This is a genomic window from Nocardia sp. NBC_01329 (genome assembly GCF_035956715.1).
Taxonomy (GTDB): domain Bacteria; phylum Actinomycetota; class Actinomycetes; order Mycobacteriales; family Mycobacteriaceae; genus Nocardia.
This window is the reverse complement of record NZ_CP108381.1, coordinates 5,649,619-5,669,009: the sequence shown is the minus strand read 5'-3', so window position 1 is coordinate 5,669,009 and position 19,391 is coordinate 5,649,619. Positions and strand designations below refer to the sequence as shown.

The 19,391-nt window shown below is 65.4% G+C and carries 15 protein-coding genes; 6 read left to right on the top strand and 9 right to left on the bottom strand.

What is annotated here, in order from left to right:
* The first annotated feature begins 29 nt into the window (after positions 1-29).
* Positions 30-1,223, top strand: coding sequence for an N-acetylmuramoyl-L-alanine amidase (locus OG405_RS25735; protein WP_327148984.1), 1,194 nt, complete (start codon positions 30-32; stop codon positions 1,221-1,223).
* A gap of 23 nt (positions 1,224-1,246) precedes the next feature.
* On the opposite strand, the gene OG405_RS25730 is transcribed toward OG405_RS25735, so the two are convergent.
* The 9 genes from OG405_RS25730 to rpmH all read right to left on the bottom strand — a co-directional run bounded on the left by OG405_RS25730 (position 1,247) and on the right by rpmH (position 10,646).
* Positions 1,247-1,969 (bottom strand): GNAT family N-acetyltransferase, encoded by a 723-nt coding sequence (locus tag OG405_RS25730; protein ID WP_327148983.1) that lies wholly within the window; start codon positions 1,967-1,969, stop codon positions 1,247-1,249.
* Positions 1,970-2,186: 217 nt separating this feature from the next.
* On the bottom strand, positions 2,187-3,203 hold the full coding sequence (locus tag OG405_RS25725) for a ParB/RepB/Spo0J family partition protein (protein ID WP_327148982.1): 1,017 nt from the start codon (positions 3,201-3,203) through the stop codon (positions 2,187-2,189).
* A gap of 73 nt (positions 3,204-3,276) precedes the next feature.
* Positions 3,277-4,233, bottom strand: a complete 957-nt coding sequence (locus tag OG405_RS25720; RefSeq protein WP_327152522.1) for a ParA family protein — start codon at positions 4,231-4,233, stop codon at positions 3,277-3,279.
* 2,763 nt (positions 4,234-6,996) lie between these two features.
* Positions 6,997-7,743 carry a 16S rRNA (guanine(527)-N(7))-methyltransferase RsmG gene (rsmG, locus tag OG405_RS25715; protein ID WP_327148981.1) on the bottom strand — a complete coding sequence of 249 codons (747 nt, stop codon included), beginning with the start codon at positions 7,741-7,743 and terminating at the stop codon, positions 6,997-6,999.
* Positions 7,744-7,917: 174 nt separating this feature from the next.
* A complete protein-coding gene (locus tag OG405_RS25710; RefSeq protein ID WP_327148980.1) occupies positions 7,918-8,463 on the bottom strand; it encodes a Jag family protein in 546 nt (181 codons plus the stop codon).
* Between the two features lie 77 nt (positions 8,464-8,540).
* The gene (gene yidC / locus OG405_RS25705; RefSeq protein WP_327152521.1) at positions 8,541-9,644 is read right to left on the bottom strand and encodes a membrane protein insertase YidC; all 1,104 of its coding nucleotides are present in this window, start codon (positions 9,642-9,644) and stop codon (positions 8,541-8,543) included.
* A 4-nt stretch (positions 9,645-9,648) separates the two neighbouring features.
* Positions 9,649-9,996 carry a membrane protein insertion efficiency factor YidD gene (gene yidD, locus OG405_RS25700; RefSeq protein ID WP_327148979.1) on the bottom strand — a complete coding sequence of 116 codons (348 nt, stop codon included), beginning with the start codon at positions 9,994-9,996 and terminating at the stop codon, positions 9,649-9,651.
* Entirely contained in the window at positions 9,993-10,397 is a 405-nt protein-coding gene (gene rnpA / locus OG405_RS25695) for a ribonuclease P protein component (RefSeq protein ID WP_327148978.1), read from the bottom strand. Before rnpA ends, yidD begins: the two co-directional genes overlap by 4 nt.
* A 105-nt stretch (positions 10,398-10,502) precedes the next feature.
* Entirely contained in the window at positions 10,503-10,646 is a 144-nt protein-coding gene (gene rpmH, locus OG405_RS25690) for a 50S ribosomal protein L34 (RefSeq protein ID WP_327148977.1), read from the bottom strand.
* Positions 10,647-11,209: 563 nt separating this feature from the next.
* On the opposite strand from rpmH, the gene dnaA reads away from it, so the two are divergent.
* The 5 genes from dnaA (at position 11,210) to OG405_RS25665 (ending at position 19,076) form a co-directional block, all read left to right on the top strand.
* Positions 11,210-13,423, top strand: a complete 2,214-nt coding sequence (gene dnaA, locus OG405_RS25685) for a chromosomal replication initiator protein DnaA (protein WP_327148976.1) — start codon at positions 11,210-11,212, stop codon at positions 13,421-13,423.
* A gap of 188 nt (positions 13,424-13,611) precedes the next feature.
* Positions 13,612-13,974: a putative glycolipid-binding domain-containing protein gene (locus OG405_RS25680; protein ID WP_327148975.1), complete on the top strand. Its 363-nt coding sequence runs from the start codon at positions 13,612-13,614 to the stop codon at positions 13,972-13,974.
* Positions 13,975-15,590: 1,616 nt separating this feature from the next.
* The gene (dnaN, locus tag OG405_RS25675; RefSeq protein ID WP_327148974.1) at positions 15,591-16,766 is read left to right on the top strand and encodes a DNA polymerase III subunit beta; all 1,176 of its coding nucleotides are present in this window, start codon (positions 15,591-15,593) and stop codon (positions 16,764-16,766) included.
* Positions 16,767-16,947: 181 nt separating this feature from the next.
* Positions 16,948-18,162, top strand: coding sequence for a DNA replication/repair protein RecF (recF, locus tag OG405_RS25670; RefSeq protein ID WP_327148973.1), 1,215 nt, complete (start codon positions 16,948-16,950; stop codon positions 18,160-18,162).
* Positions 18,163-18,509: 347 nt separating this feature from the next.
* Entirely contained in the window at positions 18,510-19,076 is a 567-nt protein-coding gene (locus OG405_RS25665) for a DUF721 family protein (protein ID WP_327148972.1), read from the top strand.
* Positions 19,077-19,391 lie beyond the last annotated feature (315 nt).

Sequence of the window (19,391 nt, the reverse complement as noted above, 5' to 3'; positions counted from 1 at the left end):
GGGATTGACGGAAGGAAGGGCCCTCACGCATGCACCGACTTCGTCACGGCGACACCGGTCCAGCCGTAGCAGAGGTTCGGAGCACCCTGGCCAGTCTGGGGTTCCTGCACGCGCACAACGGCGTGGACACCGACGGCGCGGGCGAATATTGGAAAGACACCGAAGCCACCTTCGATTATCAGCTCGACTCCGCGGTGCGTGCGTTCCAGCAGCACCGCGGATTGCTGGTCGACGGTGATGTCGGTCCGGCCACCTATCGGGCGCTGAAAGAGGCGTCGTACCGGTTGGGCGCCCGGACCCTCATCTATCAACTCTCCGCACCGCTCTACGGCGACGATGTCGCGACATTGCAACGCCGACTGCAAGACCTCGGTTTCTACGTGCACCGGGTGGACGGTTTCTTCGGTCCGCACACCCATGAGGGTCTGACCTCCTTCCAGCGCGAGATCGGCTTATCGGCCGACGGGATCTGCGGTCCGGATACGCTGCGCTCGCTGGAACTGCTCGGCGCTCGGGTCACCGGCGGTAATCCGCATCGGATCGCCGAAGAGGAAGTGGTGCATCGGGCGGGCCCACAGCTCACCGGTAAGCGCATCGTCATCGACCCGGGTCTGGGTGGCGATGATCGAGGTCGCGCCGTACCCACCGAATTCGGCGATGTGTACGAAGCGGAGGTCCTGTGGGATCTGGCCAGCCGGCTGGAGGGCCGGATGGCCGCCACTGGGATGGAGACGTTCCTGTCCCGCCCGTGGGGTAGCAATCCAACCGATGTGGAACGCGCGGAAACATCCAACGCCTTCGACGCCGATCTGATGATCTCGCTACGGTGCGCGTCCAATTCCAGCCCTATGGCCAACGGTGTGGCCGGGTTCTACTTCGGTAATTCGCACGGCTCGGTCTCCATGATCGGGCAGGTACTGGCCGGGTTCATCCAGCGTGAGGTGGTGGCTCGGACCTCGCTGCAGGACTGCCGCACCCATCCACGCACCTGGGATCTGCTCCGACTGACCAAGATGCCGACTGTGCAGGTCGATCTCGGCTACGTGACGAATCAATACGACGCGTCGGTGCTGGCCAGCCCGCGGATGCGCGATGTCATCGCGGAAGCGATCCTGATCTCGGTGAAGCGCCTCTACCTGCTCGGACAGGACGACCAGCCCACCGGCACATACACTTTCGCCGAGCTATTGGCCGAGGAACTCGCCGCCGCCGATAGCGGTTAGCGAATTCCGTTCCCACTCGGTTTCTACAGGGTGAGTACCCGGGTCGGCACGGTCATGGAAGCGGCGGCCAGCAGTTGGTCGAGTGCACGCTCGACGTCTTCCTTCCAGCCGTGGTCGGAATCGAGTTCCAGCCGCAGCCGCGGAAAGCGATGATGCTGTGCGACCACTTCGAATCCGACTTCCTCCAAGAAGTCGGATTCGATCATGCAGTTCTGTGGGCTGCAGTCGAGAATGGACCGTCGCGCACGGTCGGGCGCGCCGATCCTTTCCATCAGGCGCATGGTCCCGGTGGGCCGGTCGGAGAGAGCCGTACTCGGTGGGGTACCCCGGATACCGAAGGCTTCCAGGGCGCGGACACCTCGCCGGATCAGGTCGGTGACCACTCCCTGCACCAAACGGTAGGCGATATCACCGTCCAGGTCGGGATACTCCGTGCCGAGTGTGGTGAGCAGTATCGCGTCGGGGCTGACCGGTGAAGTGGGGAAGAGCCCCGCGCGGGGCACCACCCGCGGCGGTGCGTACAGCGCGCAACCGACAGTTTTGTCGTCGATTGTCGCCAGTTGGCCACACGAACCCCATTCGAGCATGACCGTCGAGATCCAGGCTTCCTTCTCGAACATCGGATCGCTGAATCCACAGGAGTCCGCGGCCACCGCCGGGTCCATTTCCCAGAACACACAGCGGCGGGCATGTGCCGGCAGCCGGCTGATGTTCTCCAGGGTTAGTCCTGTGACGCTGGTCGACACCGCTCTGCTCAGCCTCCAGCTATCCGATTCGTCTACACTCACGCCGCATCATAGTTTTCTCGACAGCCAGAATATGCGATCAAGCGAACCCGCCTCATTTCGCGTCACCGTGATCTTCGTTTGATGGCCGTCATCACGCTCGAGCCCCGATTCCGGACACTGTCACAGTGACGCTTCATCTCCAGGAGAGAGTTCGGGCGGGCAACACGGCAAATTTTCAATTCTCGAGTGCGGATTGCAGCATCATATCGACGATCCGTTCCAGATCATCCACCGATCCGAACTCGACGACAATCTTGCCCTTCCGTTTACCGAGGCTCACCGATACTTGAGTATCGAACGATGTGGACAATCGATCAGCGACATCCTGTAAGCCGGGGGAGTGGATCGGCGGCCGCTTCGGTGTCGGCGGTTTGGGCGGTTCCTGTTCCCGGTTCGCAAGCTTCACCGCTTCCTCGGTGGACCGCACCGAAAGCCCCTCGGCGACAATCCGAGCCGCCAGCACTTCCTGCGTGTCCGCTCCACCTTCCAGACCGAGCAGCGCCCGCGCATGCCCGGCAGAGAGCACCCCGGCCGCGACCCGGCGCTGCACCGGAATCGGCAGTTTCAGCAGCCGGATCATATTGGTCACCACCGGCCGAGACCGGCCGATACGGGTCGCGAGCTCTTCCTGGGTGACCCCGAACTCCTCCAGCAGCTGCTGATAAGCCGCCGCTTCTTCCAGAGGATTCAGCTGAACACGATGAATATTCTCCAGGAGCGCATCCCGGAGCATGGCGTCGTCATTGGTCTCCCGGACGATGGCCGGGATCGTTTCCAGACCGGCCTTCTGGCAGGCTCGCCAGCGCCGCTCGCCCATGATCAACTGATAGCGGCCGTCGCCGGACTCCAGTTCGCGGACCACGATCGGTTGCATCAGCCCGAACTCACGAACCGAATGGACGAGTTCAGCCAACGCCTCGTCGTCGAAATACTGTCGCGGCTGCTTCGGATTCGGCTCGATCTTGTCCGGAGCGATCTCTCGATAGACCGCGTCACCCGCCGGAGCCAGGTCCGGCAGCTCCACCGGCTCCGGCACTTGGTGCAGATAGGTGGATGCGGGGCGGGGCCCAGGATCCAGACCTATCACCGCATTGGCCGCCTCGGTGCCCAGTCCCGCCGCGACCGGCGCCGGTCCCGTCGGAATCAATGCCGCAAGACCGCGTCCCAGTCCACCCTTTTTCGACTGACTCACCGGCCTACCCTTTCCCTTGCCCGCGTCCACAATCACGACCGATCACACACCCGATCCATTCACTTCGCGTCATTTACTCCGCGCCGTCTGTCACCGCGGCGATTTTCACCGCACCGCGCGCGGCCATCTCCCGGCCGGCGTCCAGATAACTCAAGGCACCACGGGAGCCCGGATCGTAGTCGAGAACCGTCATCCCGTATCCGGGTGCCTCAGAGACCTTGACGCTGCGTGGGATCACCGAGCGCAGTACGATATCGCCGAAGTGACTGCGGACCTCTTCGGCGACCTGGTCCGCCAGTTTGGTACGACCGTCGTACATGGTGAGGACCACGGTCGACACGTGGAGTTCGGGATTGAGATGCGATTGCACCAGGCCGATATTCCGGATCAACTGCCCCACTCCTTCCAGCGCGTAGTACTCGCACTGGATCGGAATCAGGACTTCCCGAGCAGCGACCATCGCATTGATGGTGAGCAAGCCGAGCGAGGGCGGGCAGTCGATCAGGACGTAGTCGATATCGTAGCCCGCGATATTCGCTTCCTGGATAGCTCCCTTGAGCCGTGCCTCCCGAGCCACCATCGAGACCAACTCGATCTCCGCACCGGCCAGATCGATCGTCGCCGGAATGCAGAGCAGGTTATCGCTGTGTGGGCTCTGCTGGATCGCATCATGAACCTTGATCTCGCCGATCAACAGCTCGTACGTGGATGGCACACCGGAGTGGTGCTCAACCCCGAGCGCGGTACTGGCGTTGCCCTGTGGATCCAGATCGATCACGAGCACCTTCATCCCATGGTGCGCCAGAGCCGCGGCCAGATTCACCGTCGTCGTGGTCTTACCCACCCCGCCCTTCTGGTTGGCCACGGTGATGATGCGTTGCTCATGCGGTTTCGGCACTGTCACCTTTCCTGGATGCATTAGCTGGCTCGCGCGGTGCGCCTCGGCAGCGATCGGCGTCTCGGTAGCGGAGATATGCCCATAAGGCGTACTTCCCAAGGCTTCCGGGCCGATACTGCTGCCGTCCAGCATTCCCGGTACGCGTGATGTTTCCCGTGAAACATTCGCTGAACCGCTCGACATAGACCGCTCCTAACGCGAGAACTGCAAGATCACGTGGCCTGACGGGTGTCGGCGCCGTGTCGTCGTAACAAGCCGTACAGGATCGAATCACGCTCCACGGCGACCTCGGCATCCGCGTACGGCCCCGACAGCTTCGCAACAATGCGTGGACACGCGAAGCTACCTCCTCCGACGCTGACGCTCTGCCGCCAGTCGACCGAGCGGAGCCTTGCCGCCGCAACACCAAGATTCCTTACGTGGCACCGGCGCTCACGCCCGACGTTCAATAGCTTGCCAGCCGCAGGCGCGATTAGAAAGCTGAATCGCGGCGACGCGCCCATTACACGCACAAGTTTTCTACATTCGGACACGCATCGACCGCGCCGACCGAGTTCGCCCTTCGATGTTTCACGGGAAACATCGAAGGGCAGCTCCCGAAAGCGGCGAGAATGCCCACCGGTGACCCTCCGCCGAGCCGGGGTCGGCAACGAAACCACACCGGCCGGGGGAGCGACTGCCTGTTCCGACGACAGTCACCGTCCACCCGTTATCGACTATGTCGCTCGTCCCGCAGCCGCCCGTTCGCAGCTTCGGGATGCACGCAGAGACCGATACACAACCCGCCCGACGGTCAGCGCGCCGACCGTCACACCATCTGCTCCTACTGGGGTCACGAGCTAGTTGTCACAGTGACGTTCCCGGGGATAGGTGGGGCTTCCACCCAGCAAGCTCTCGCCGAGACGATCCCGCCAGTGCTAGACGCTCAAAGCAGCCTGTGGACGGCGGATCCCGGTCACCTCGACCGGCGATTCCCACAGCCGGGATGGGCAAGCCCACCCAGCGCAAATCTCGGCGGCGATCCGGGGCTGACTGTTCTCGTCGCGATAGCGGACCGCTCGCGCCCCTCGGACTGCCCTATCGGGACCGTCGGATAACCCCCGCAATATCGAAATCCTCCATCCACACAGGGACCGGTAGCCAGTACCTATCGACAGCACATCATCGGAAGCTGTCACGACTCGGTCGGCCGTGTCGGCGTGGCACCGTTTCCGGCACAGCCACTCAGATGTCGAACACAGAACTGGACTGGCTAACCGACCCCTCGGAGTTGTTCCGACCCACGCGGGTCCTACTCGCCAGATGGTCCACCGCCGATAGCCGGCCTGACGCCTCCGACCGACCTCGCGACGTCCGCCCCCTTGCTTTCTCTGCTGTCCCCCACAGCGTCCAACTCCCGCACCGATACCGAGAGGGCGGCGCCCCTCGACGTTTCGCACAAGACAACACGGAGGAGCGCAGTCGTTACAGCGAATTCCTGCCACGGGAGACCTCTGGCCTTGCGACTCTTCCTGCCCGGCTCGAATCCGAATAGAAAGAAGTCCCGGCGTATCGGAGGAGTCGAGGAGCGATCGCGCCGAGTGGTTCGCCAACATGCGACACTGCCGTTCTCGCATTCTCTGACTCCCGCAGTGCTGGGTTCGCACGCTGAATGCCGATCCGGAGCACACTGAAATATCGCGATGGGCGTGAAGCCGACGCCACGGCGAATCGGAGTCCGGGACGGCGAGCCCTACCACTCGACCTCCGACATCGATCGCCGAACTCTGCAGTCACCCGATCCGCCCCGGAACGCCGGGACGGGCTGTCCGGATGGCAGAGAGCCGATTCCGCCGGCACGAGGACAGCGGGATCGACCCCGCCTTGCGACCCCGCCTTGCGACCCCGCCTTGCGACCCCGCATTGCGACCCCGGCATTGCGACCCCGCATTGCGACGCCGACCGTTTCACGTGAAGTGACCATCTACCTGTCGTAGCTTGCGGCAACTCCAATTCATCCACGCACCTGCACACCCGAATCGAGACACCGATCCGGCAATAACGCAATGTTCGGCGTCGATCCACCTGGGCAGAACCACTCTCCGATCCCTGCCACCGAGCATGCCATCGGCCTGCCTCACATCGACAGTTCACAGGATCCAACGTCACCGAAGCTTCTCCGGTGACGCCCAGCGCGCAGCCGGACTTCTCCCCGATCAAGGAGCCGGACAGAAAACATCGTCGAGCCCGCGATTCGCCGAAACGGCATGCCGGCAGAAGCACTGGCTCATCACCGGACTGGTATTTCTCGCCCCCGGCTACCGATCTGCACCTGTCCGAGCTCCTCCAGGAGGTGAGCACATATTCACCAGGGCGTGTTGCGGGGACAGCGCAGCCCCGTAGAAAACAACCAGAGTCCTCGCAAGGGAGATGCGTCCGCCGCATAGGCCGCTTCAAGCCGAAATTCACTCCGGGACTCCGGGACTCCGGGACTCCGGGACTCCGGGACTCCGGGACTCCGGGACTCCGGGACTCCGGGACTCCGGGACTCCGGGACTCCGGGACTCCGGGACTCCGGGACTCCGGGACTCCGGGACTCCGGGACTCCGGGACTCCGGGACTCCGGGACTCCGGGACTCCGGGACTCCGGGACTCCGGGACTCCGGGACTCCGGGACTCCGGGACTCCGGGACTCCGGGACTCCGGGACTCCGGGACTCCGGGACTCCGGGACTCCGGGACTCCGGGACTCCGGGACTCCGGGACTCCGGGACTCCGGGACTCCGGGACTCCGGGACTCCGGGACTCCGGGACTCCGGGACTCCGGGACAGAGGATCGCCGAACCTCGACCAGGGGGCAAGCGAATGTTTCCCGTGAAACATTCGCTTGCCGCACCGAGCTGGGGAGTGGCTACTGTTACCTGCGACCGACCCGGCGCTCCGCGCGCGCCACGCGCCTGGCGGATTTCTTCGGCGCACGCTCCGAGCGTCGCAGGCGCTCCGCCGACAAGACCATGGTGGGCGTCGCGATTATTCCTGCCCCGCATTCCAGCACAGAGAAGTTGCCGGCGCCGACTCGCTCCACTGCGGCGCGATCGCGCTCCAATTCCTCGGCGACACTCGAGCCTTTGAGGGCAAGCATATGCCCGTGATCACGCAGGAGCGGAATCGACCACTCGGCCAGACGTGCCAGGGGAGCGACCGCCCGAGAGGTGACGACATCCGCCCCGCCGGCTTCCTGAACGACGCCGGGTTGTTCCGCTCGACCGCGAACCACCGTAATCCCGAGCCCGGCGGCATCGATGAACTCCTTCAAGAAGACGGTCCGCCGCAGCAGGGGTTCGACGAGAACGATCCGGAGGTCCGGGCGCGCCAATGCGAGCGGGATTCCGGGCAGTCCGGCGCCGCTGCCGATATCGACCACCGATGCGCCCTCACCGATCAACTCACCGACTACCGCGCAGTTGAGGATATGCCGCTCCCAGAGCCGTGGAACCTCTCGCGGTCCGATCAGTCCGCGTTCCACCCCGGCGGTGGCGAGAGCAGTCCAGTAATCACGTGCCAACTCCAACCGATCACCGAAGACGATTCCCGCCTCGGCCGGTGGCAGCGATTCCGGTGGTCCGGCCTCCGAATCGCCGAGATCTGGTTTCACGTGAAACACCTTTCTCTGTGGTCGTGCCGATCTACCTGAAATGGAAACATCCGCTATCGACTTTCAACCGTAGCCGCGGCGTGACGATGCTGTCCCGGGCACCGGATACGGAGGAGGCCCGGGTCCGTGGACCCGGGCCTCCTCCGGCCACTCGGCACCCGGCTGACGCACGGGCCGACGACCTCACTCCGGTACGACGACCACCCGGCGATTCGGCTCGACGCCTTCGCTTTCGCTCGCAACGCCGTCGATCGAGGCGACCGCGTCGTGCACGATCTTGCGCTCGAAGGGGGTCATGGGGGCGAGTTCTTCGGGAGCGCCGGACTGGAGGACACGCTGCGCGGCCGCGGCGCCGAGTTCGCTCAGATCCGCTCGGCGCTTGGCACGCCAGCCCGCCACGTCCAGCATGAGACGACTACGGATACCGGTCGACTGCTGGACAGCCAGCCGAGTGAGTTCCTGGAGTGCGTCGAGGATCTCACCGCTGTGGCCGACCAGTTTCGTCAGATCTTTACCGCCGTCGATGCTCACCACGGCGCGGTCGCCCTCGACGTCGAGATCGATATCACCGTCGAAATCGAGTACATCGAGCAACTGCTCGAGGTAATCGGCCGCGATCTCACCTTCTTCGATAAGCGCCTCTTCGGCGTCACTCACCGCATCATCGGACTCGGCCTCCACGACGGTCGTGGATACGGTGGCGTCCCCGCCTTCGGTCTCGAGAGTCATCTGTTTCCTCTATCTGCTCGCCGGACCCCGGCCGCCCCGGCCGGAATCACGATCACAAGGGGTCTGGGGGGAGTGGCTCAGCGCCGACGCTTCTGATTGGCACGGCCGCGACCGCCCGATCGCTTCTGGCCGCTCGGTCGCCGCTGACCCGGCTGCTGCTTTCCGCCTGCCTTGGCCGCCGGCTTCGCCGGTGTCGATCCATTGCTCTCCGCTGTGCCGGCATCCGCCGAATCGGAGTCCGCGTCACCGTCCGCTTTCACAGTCTTCTTCTTGGTATCGACGGGTTTGACTCCGGGCTTCGGCGCGTTCTGGGCCTGTTTCTCCCGTTTGGCCGCGAGCTTGGCTTCCTCTTCTTTCGCCATCCGGCCGAAGACGAGGTGCTGCTGGCCGTAGGTCCAGATGTTGTTGGAGACCCAGTAGAGCAAGATCGCGATCGGCAGGAACGGACCGCCGACGAGCACACCGAATGGGAAAACCCACAGCGCCAGCTTGTTCATGAGCGCAGCCTGCGGGTTGGCCGCAGCCTCGGCGCTCTGCCGGGCGACCGAAGCGCGCGCATTGAAATGAGTGGCGATGGCGGCGATGATCATCAGCGGAATGGCAACCGCGGCAATACTCACCTTGCTCGGGATACCACCGTAGTCGGCGAACGCGAGGAGTTCGTCGGCCGGAGCCGTGATGAATGCCGAGATCGGAGCACCGAAGATACGGGCACTCAGGAACGATTGCACATCGTCGGCGTTGAAGACGTAGTTCGGAGTGTGCGCGTTGGTGTAGGGGTCCATACCGATCTGGCCGAACCCGTGGCCGGTCCGGTTGAACGACCGCAGCACATGGAACAAACCGAGGAACACCGGAACTTGGGCGAGGATCGGCAGACAGCCCATGAGCGGGTTGAAGCCGTGGTCCTTCTGCAGCTTCTGCATCTCGGTCGCCATCTTCTGGCGATCGTTCTTGTACTTCTTCTGCAGCTCCTTGATCTGCGGCTGCAGTTCCTGCATCTGCTTTGTGGTACGCACCTGTTTCACGAACGGTTTGTAGAGCACCAATCGCAGCGTGAAGACCAGGAACACCACGGCCAGGGCCCAGGAAAGGCCGTTGTCCGCCCCGAAGGCGAAGCCGAAGACCCGGTGCCAGAACCAGAGGATCCAGGACACCGGATAATAGATGAAATCGAGCACGGCTCTATGCACTCCCGTCGGTAGTGTCACCGATCACCGCATGCGGTGATCCCTTACAAGCTTCGGTCCGCGGATCGTCGTGGCTGACGCTGCGCCGCCGCTCCGGTACGGGATCCCATCCACCAGGGTGCCAGGGTGCGCATTTGGCCAGTCGCACGGCCGTCAGTCCGAGACCGAACACCAGCCCGCGGGTACGCAGCGCGGTAACCGCGTACTCACTGCAGGTGGGAGTGAACCGGCACACGGGCATGCGGGTCGGGGAGACGTAGGTCCGGTACAGCTCGATCAGAAAGATCAGAATATTCGCCGGCCACCGCCGAATGGTCGCTACTCGCGTACTCGGGGGACTCATCGCGAAATACCCCGGCCGGATACCGTCACAGCCGATAGGGCACCGAGCTTGCGCAATCCGCTCACCAGTTGGCGACGCAACTCATCGCTGTCGGCGGTAGCGGCGCCGGGAAGCGCGCGGATCACGATATCCACCTCGGCGGGGATCTCGGCGGTCAGTTCTGCACAGATATGACGCAGGCGGCGGGCCACGCGGTGTCGTACAACCGCATTTCCCACCGCCTTGCTGACGATCAGCCCGAAACGCGGACCGCCGAAACGAACCGGCACATCAGGCACTGCCGGCTCCACCTGATCGGCCAGAGCATGGACGACCAGGTTCCCTTTACCCGCACGCCGGCCGCGTCGTACCGTTCTGGAGAAATCGGCACGATCGTGCAGCCGGCGCGGCTCAGGAAGCACCCGGACGTCCGGGGCGCATCGAAGCCGCCGCTGCGGTACAACTACCGGCAACGTGGGTCACGGGGTTCGGCGGACCCGGCATCGGACACCGAATTCGACGGGGAATCAGGCGGTGAGCGTGCCGCGGCCCTTACGGCGGCGCGCGGTGACGATGGCGCGGCCCGCACGGGTCCGCATCCGGAGACGGAAACCGTGGACGCGCGCCCGACGACGGTTGTTCGGCTGGAACGTCCGCTTGCCCTTGGCCACGGTCAACACTCCTCGAATTGGTGGATACCCTTCGGCACCCGAAGCTTTTCGGTGATTCTGGCGATGTCTGCCCGGCGCCGCGGTCCTGGCGAACGGTCAGCACAGAACTGTCACCACGCCGGGGGGTGACTGTACGAGGGTACTTATCCAGTTCTACCGGGTCAAACTCGCCCCCGTTGCGGCGTCCCGCCGGCAACCCGGCACCCGCCCGGCGGTGGCGATCGTCACCGTGCGATCGTGATGGCGTAGAGGGATGCAGGTCGGGCGCTGGACACCGACCCGCGCGCAGCGCGGGACCGCAGTGCTGGTCCGCTGAGATTGTCCCCATCTGTGGATAATTGTGTGGAAATACCCTGTGAATGGCATATTCGTAGGGCCGAAGGTGCCACGCCGAAGCCGGGAGATCGGGGACTCCGGGCAGCGTCCCCGGGCACCGTATCCATGAGATACGGCTGAGCGGTGGAGCGGACGTCAGCGGTGTCACTGGGACGAACCAGTACAGTAGACGCACCGTGAGCCCCGGACGTCTGCGCCGAGCAACCGACTCCCGGGGAGGACACTGGATGGACGACGAGCAGAACGTACTGGCCACCGTGTGGCCGGAGGTGGTCGCGGAGTTGACCACCGGTTCGCCCGACGGTGCCATCGGCGCGGTGACCCGAGCTCAGCAGGCCTGGCTCAAACTGGTCAAACCGTTGATGGTCGTTCAGGGATTCGCGCTGCTCTCGGTTCCGTCCTCACTCGCCCAGGAAGCCATCGAACGTGACCTGCGCGAACCCATTCTCCGGTCGCTCGGCCGGCGCCTCGGGCCGCAGGTGGAGGGTCTCGGGGTCCGGATCGCCGCACCGCTGCCCGCCGGTGCCGACAACGCGCCCGCCCGGCACGCGCGGATGACCAGCCGACCGGAACCGGTCGCGACCCGGCCCGAACACTTCGGAACCCCGCGACCCGGTCCGGCACCCGCCGTGTACCCCGCGACCGGGCCGAGCGGATCCACCTGGCCGGCCGAGGGCGGACGCGACTCCGAGGGGGGTGAGTTCCCCGCTCGCGGATATGAGCCGGACCCGGGATTCCCGCGCACTCCGAGTGAGCCGCGTTTCCCGCGGCACGGTTTCTCGCACGAAGCCGAACTGCCGCTCACCGGTGAGCTACCCCTCAATCCGCTCTCGCGCAATACCGAACCGATCGGGGGCGAGCCGACCGGCCGGCCGCCTCTGCCCGAACTGCCGCACGGCGGGGATTTTCCGTCCGAACCTGTGAATTCCAGGGGGACCGAGGAACCGGGCCGCGAGCCGTACCCGCGTTCCTACCCGCGCGAGTACGCGCCGGTCCCGGAATATCCCCGGGACAACGGCTACGACCGGGACCGGCAGTATCCGCCCGCGGAGTACCGCGATACCTACGGGGGCGCCCGCGGCGATATCGCGGACCCGGCGGCCAACGGACACGAGCGCGGTGCGCCACCTTCGCGGGACATCGCACCTGAACGCGAACCGATTCTGCCGCCACGGCGCGCCGACCGCCCTGCGCAGGAAACGCTGTTCGCGCCCGATATCGCTCCCGGCGATATCGGAGCACGGGAGGGGATCCGCGATACCGATCGCGACAGCCTCCGCGAGAGCGTTCGTGATCCGGGGGTCGACCCCGAACCCGATGTGCACCACGAAGACGAGAAGGTGGTGAATGCCCGGGATTCCTGGCCCACCTTCTTCGCGAAATCACCTGACGCAGGTGATACGGCGAGACCGGCGGCGAGTCTGAACGCCAAGTACACCTTCGAAACGTTCGTCATCGGCGCGTCCAACCGGTTCGCGCACGCGGCCGCTGTCGCCATCGCCGAAGCTCCGGCCCGCGCCTACAACCCGCTGTTCGTATGGGGTGCCTCGGGGCTGGGCAAAACCCACCTGCTGCATGCCGCCGGTCACTACGCCCAACGGCTCTTCCCGGGTATGCGGGTCAAATACGTCTCCACCGAGGAATTCACCAACGACTTCATCAACAGCCTGCGTGACGACCGCAAGGTGGCGTTCAAACGCCGCTACCGGGAGACCGACATCCTGCTGGTGGACGATATCCAGTTCATCGAGGGCAAAGAAGGCATCCAGGAGGAGTTCTTCCACACCTTCAACACCCTGCACAACGCGAACAAACAGATCGTGGTGTCCTCGGATCGGCCGCCCCGGCAGCTGGCCACGCTGGAGGAGCGGCTGCGCACGCGGTTCGAATGGGGCCTGATCACCGATGTGCAGCCACCGGAGCTGGAGACACGGATCGCGATCTTGCGTAAGAAAGCCCGCATGGACCGGCTCGATGTCCCGCACGACGTCCTGGAGCTGATCGCCAGCCGGGTGGAGCGCAATATCCGCGAGCTCGAGGGTGCGCTGATCCGGGTCACCGCTTTCGCGTCGTTGAACGGGCAGCCGCTGGATCAGTCGCTGGCCGAGGTGGTCCTGCGCGATCTGATGCCCGAATCACACGATGTGGACGTCACCGCGTCCACGATCATGGGTGTCACGGCGGAGTACTTCAATACCTCGATGGACGAACTCACCGGCCCGGGTAAGGCCCGTCCGCTGGCCCAGGCCAGGCAGATCGCGATGTATCTGTGCCGCGAACTCACCGATCTGTCGCTGCCCAAGATCGGACAGGCATTCGGTCGCGACCATACGACGGTGATGTACGCGGAGAAGAAGGTACGCAAGGAGATGTCGGAGCGTCGCCGCGTGTACGACCAGGTTCAGGAACTGACCGCCCGGATCAAACAGCGCTCCCGGTGATGTCCTCGCCCTGAGCGGGACCGGGATCTCCCGATGTCTCGGCCGAGGCGATATCTCGGGGCATGCAGGCGTCGGTGCCGGCGATCGGTTCGGACAGTCCAGGCCCTCGTATGGATCCGAGCAGGCCGCTGATTCGAGGGCGGAGCCGAGCCGGTCGGCAGTCGAGGTTCGGGGGCGGCAGAGCGACCGTGTCATTCACCGAACTACCGGCGACCGCGGCCTGGACACACCGGGACGCGCGGTCCGGCTTCGAGGTCGTGTACCTGCGGCGCGACGGGGGCGGCCACCGGATGGACGGCTGCACCAGCGCCATGCCCGTACACCGTCTCGCATTGCCGGTCGGTGCCTGCGCCAATGCGCCGGCTGCCTATGTGCGCGCAGCCGATCTGTCCGTCACGCGGCTCGAACACCAGTACCGGCGCATCGCCGATGACGGCACCCACCCGCGTTACGAGTACGGCGCGCCCGCATTCGATTTCGCCTGCCGGTTGGTCTACGACGAGTCGGGCCTCGCCCTCCGCTACCCCGGAATCGCCATCCGCGCCGATTGAGCGTGCTCGACCGCTTCGCGCAGTCCACGTACAGCGACGCCCGCGCCGGCCGCGAAAGTTTAGATCGCGCATGGTGGTCAGTCGGTCGTTCTCCTCTCCCCACGACAGCCCGCGGGTAACCGATGCGGCGCTCGACGACCCATGGATACGCCACGCCACCTCGCTCGAGCGATCTCGGCCCACCGAGCGCCGCGTGGCCGGCCCCTCGCCCTTGCTGTGTCCGAGGGCAGAACTGGCGCTGCACTCGCCGCGGTGGCCCAGCGAACCGGAAAGTTCCTCCGGCGCAATCCGGTTCGCCAACCGGACGAAGCACCCTCGTTTCCGGGCACCGGATCCGGACCCCATCGGCGTCGGCGTGTCGCATTGATCCACATGTACTTCACTAACAGGCTGTGGATGCGCTGAGCTGGCAGTATTCGGTATCCACACCTGTGGATTCCCCAGGTTGTCCACGGGTTCATCCACAGGATCGACGACCGGTTGGGGGCAACTTGTCCACAAGCTGTTTATCCACAGTTTCCACAGGCTGATTCGTCCACAGCCACTGAACAGCGGTGTCCCGGTCAGAGGCTTGGGGACAACCTGTGGATTCCTCGAGGATTCCTCGAGGAATCCACAGGTTGTCCACGGATCCATGCACAGTGTGCACAACTGCCCGAAATCTGGGGACCAAGTTGGGGATGGACTGTGGACGCAATGTGGACAACAAAAACTGTCCACAGCCACCGCCGATTCATCCTCGAGTTATCCTCGAGCCATCCACAGCAGGACACGCGGTGTGAACTGGATGAACAGGGGAAATCCACAGTTTCCACAGGGCCTATTACTACTCCTGTTCTTCATATAGATAATTTCTCTTCAAAACAGGCTGTGTGGACAAGTCTCGAGCGGCTCGCACGACCGCACGCACCCAGAGGAAGACACAGGGACAGCCACCGAGCGCTCCGCCGGGCACCGACATCACGCCCGGGAACGGGTTGCCGCTCCTGCACAGCTCGCAGCGGCGGTCCGATACCGGACACGTTCCCGGTACCTGTGCGCACCGAGGACCGAGGGATACCGGCCATCCATACCCGCGACGACCGGATGTGACGTATGAAGACCGGCCAGTGGGCAGATCAGTGCGCTGCTCGCTGCGCGCTCGCTGAGTCGCTGTACCGCCGGTGCGGATTCGCCGAACATCGAGCACGATGCGAGTCCGCAGAAGCGGGTACGGCCGGAACCAGGTGCGGGAGTTGTCCACACCGCATTCAGCGGAAGACCGTGGACAGCGTCACGAGACTGTGGACAGCGTCACGGGCGGGGGAGTTCGCCGGTCATCCACAGGTCTGCACAGACCATCGGCGCAGTTCGAGCCGCTGCGCCGTGATCGATCCGCCCGGCCTGGCCCGCACAACACCGGAGGACGTATCCTGCACACGGAGGGGCAGCCGACCCGGTCGCTCGAAACGGGGTACGGTCTGATGTCGGCCGCTCGTGCCGGACTCCTGGGGCGGTTGGTTCGGATCCCCGGCCACCGCATCGACCACCGCGCCGGTGACGGAGTCTGCACAGCGGGATACACAGGGGCGCTACAGCCGTCGATCCACACTGAACGGGAGAGGACACCTCGGGCGATGGACCTTGCAGGCATGAAGTTTCGGGTCGCGCGTGAGGATTTCGCGGAGTCGGTCGCCTGGGTGGCGCGCAGTCTGCCGTCTCGCCCGCCGGTCCCGGTACTCGGTGGAGTCCTGCTGGTCGCGGACGAGGACGGTCTCACCGTCTCCGGGTTCGACTACGAGGTATCCGCGCAGATGCGGGTCGCCGCGGAGGTCGCCGGCCCCGGCCGCGTACTGGTCTCCGGCAAACTGCTGGCCGATATCACCAAGGCGCTGTCCAACAAACCGGTGGACGTGTCCGTGGACGGCAGCCGTGTCCTGATCCAGTGCGGTAGCGCGAAGTTCTCGCTGCCGACCATGCCGGTGGAGGATTACCCCCAATTGCCCGAGGTACCGCAGTCGAGCGGGGAACTGGCGGTCGAGGTGTTCGGCGAGGCGGTCGGCCAGGTGGCCGTCGCGGCGGGACGCGACGATACGTTGCCCATGTTGACCGGTATCCGGGTCGAGATCGAGGGACCGCAGGTCGTTCTAGCGGCCACCGACCGGTTCCGCCTCGCGGTGCGGCATATCCAGTGGCAGCCCGTGCGCACCGATATCGAGACCGCTGTGCTGATTCCCGCGCGCACCCTGTCCGAAGCCGCCAAAACGCTGGGCGCCTCCGATCGGCCGGTCCAGCTTTCGCTGGGTTCCGGTGCGGGTGCCGACGGGCTGCTGGGGATCGTCAACGGTGGCCGGCGGACCACGACGCGACTACTCGACGCCGAGTTCCCGAAGTTCCGTCAGCTGCTGCCCAAGGAACACACCTCGATCGCGACGCTGGCCGTGGCCTCGCTCACCGAGGCGATCAAGCGCGTCGCGCTCGTCGCCGAGCGCGGCGCGCAGGTGCGGCTGGAGTTCTCCGCGGAGGGACTGCTGCTGTCGGCGGGTGGCGACGACGCCGGCCGGGCCGAGGAGTGGCTCACCGCCGATTTCCGGGGCGAACCGCTGACCATTGCCTTCAACCCGGGTTACCTCATCGACGGGCTGTCGGCGTTGCGCTCGGAACGGGTGACCTTCGGGTTCACCACCCCCAGTCGCCCGGCGGTGCTGCTGCCTGCCCGTGAGGAGGAGCCGGAGCCGCTGGATTCCGGTTCGTACCCGGCGCTGGAGAGCGATTACATCTACCTGTTGATGCCGGTCCGGCTTCCGGGCTGAGCGGGCGTGGGTTCGGTAGCGACGAACCGGCGCGCGTCCGCCCGGTATCACGGGTGTCCCGGTACTGTGCGAGCGACAGTTGGTAGCGATAGCTCCGCAAACCATCGCCGCGACCTGCGCCGTCTCGGGTTATCCACAGCTGTGGATAACCAAGCTGTCATTTCCCGGACGGTGTGAGCAGGTGCGTATCCGTGCTCTGACCTTGCGTGATTTCCGATCCTGGGAGCACGCTGAGATCGAGTTATCCACAGGCCCCACGGTTTTCCTGGGGGCGAACGGGAACGGCAAGACCAACCTGCTCGAGGCTCTGGGCTATCTGTCCACGCTGGGGTCGCACCGGGTTTCCGCCGACGCTCCGCTCATCCGGTCCGGCGCCGAACGCGCCCGAGTCGGCGCGAACGTCGTGCACCTGGGCCGGGAACTGCGTATCGATGTGGAGATCAACCGCGGCGTCGCCAATCGAGCGCAGATCAACCGGTCGCCGGTGCGCCGCCCGCGTGAGATTCTCGGGATACTGCACACCGCCTTGTTCGCACCCGAGGATCTGGCGCTGGTACGGGGTGACCCGGGGGAGCGGCGTCGTTTCCTGGACGAACTGTGTACCGCCCGTCGACCGGGTCTCGCCGGGGTGCGCGCCGACTACGACCGGGTCCTGCGACAGCGTTCCGCCCTGTTGAAGACCGCGGGCCGGTCCTCGCGGGCGGATCTCGGCACACTGGACGTCTGGGACGGGCACCTGGCCGGTCATGCTTCGGTGCTGCTCGCCGAACGACTACGCCTGGTTCACGAGCTGCATCCACATCTGACCGGGGCGTACGCCGCTCTCGCGCCCGAGTCCCGCCCGGCCGTCATCGGCTACCGCAGCGGCGCACTGCCGGCCGAGCTGCTCGATCCCGCCCGGGCGCCCGGGTCGGGCGACCCGGCACTCCTCGAGGAGATCCTGCTGCGCGAGCTCGCGGCGGCGCGGCCCAAGGAACTCGAACGTGGTATCTGCTTGGTCGGTCCGCATCGCGACGAGCTGGAGCTGATGCTCGGCGAAACCCCGGCCAAAGGATTCGCCAGCCATGGAGAATCCTGGTCGTTCGCGCTGGCGCTACGGCTCGCGGCCTTCGAACTGCTCCGGGCCGACGGCACCGAGCCGGTTCTGCTGCTCGACGATGTCTTCGCCGAGCTCGACCGGCGCCGTCGCACCGCGCTGGCCGCCGTAGCCGCGGCCGCGGAGCAGGTTTTGATCACCGCCGCGGTGCCCGAGGATGTCCCCGCCGAGCTGATCGGCGACACCGTGCGGGTGACGACAACCGGTGATCCGGAGCATCGGATATCCGGTTTCACGTCGGATCGCCCGGCGGCCGGAGGTGACCCGCCGCGGGCGGTCGCGGGCGATTCGCCGACTTGACGGACACGCACCCGGCACCGCCTTGCATGCGGGCCGGGGCGTTCGTAGAGTGAGCCGATACCCCGGGCCGTTATCCCTTGCCCGGACTCGGAAATCAGTTGTCCACAGCCTGTGGATAACTTGTTCGACCAGGTCGTCGGCCCGCACTCCGGGCACCGTCCGGGTCCCTTCGGTGACAACCGGCACCGGCACTCGAAATACCCATCCTGAACTGGGCATTTACCCGATGGATCGGTCTTCTGTCCGATTCGGGTGCCGTGGTGCCCCAGTCCGGCCCCCGGATGTGCACAGCTTGAGGAAAACCGGTCGAACCTGGGGATAACTCGCACCGGTGAGTGGAGCAGCGAATGACCGATCAGCCCGGACCGCCCGGTGGTACGACGCCCCCCACCGAACCGGAACTGCGTGGGGTCGACCTCGCCCGCCGGGCGCTGGAGGAGGCTCGGGCGGCAGCGCGGGCCAGTGGGAAATCCGTCGGACAGGGGCGGTCTTCGCCGCGGCGGGGCAATCGCTCCGGGGGGCGCCGCCGTAGCGGTTGGTCCGGCCCACGTCCCGATGATCGCGATCCACAGCCGCTGTCCAAGCTCGCCAACTCGATCGCTCGTAGCCGGGGATGGTCGACCAAAGTCGCCGAGGGCACGGTGTTCGGTCATTGGTCGGGTGTGGTCGGCGAGGACATCGCCGCGCACGCGAAACCGGTGAGCCTGGAGAACGGGGTGCTCAGCGTCGCGGCCGAGTCCACCGCATGGGCCACCCAACTGCGCCTGTTGCAGGCGCAGTTGCTGGCGAAGATCAGCGCGGCAGTGGGCCCCGGTGTGGTGCGCTCGCTGCGAATCTCCGGGCCGACTGCGCCCAGTTGGCGTAAAGGCCAACGTCATGTTCGTGGTCGCGGGCCGCGCGACACCTACGGCTAGGGCGGTTTCACGTGGAACGCCGACGGGCGGTACTGCCCGGCTTTTCCGGCCGCGGTCCCTCAGAGAACTCTCAGGCCGAATCTGATGGTTCGGAAGGGCTGGATCGCGAGGGGACCCGTGCCGGTCCGATTTATCGCATCCAGGAAGCTGTCAGGGGTGTCGCAGGTGCACTGTAAGTTGGGCCGCGAAGTAGGATGGAAACGTAAATCAGCGGCGATACCCTCGGCGCGTTGTGTGCAGCCCTCTGATCGGTCTCGTGCCCACGTGCGCTGTCCCACCGCCGTCCCGGGGATCAGCAAGTAAGGAGAGCTACCG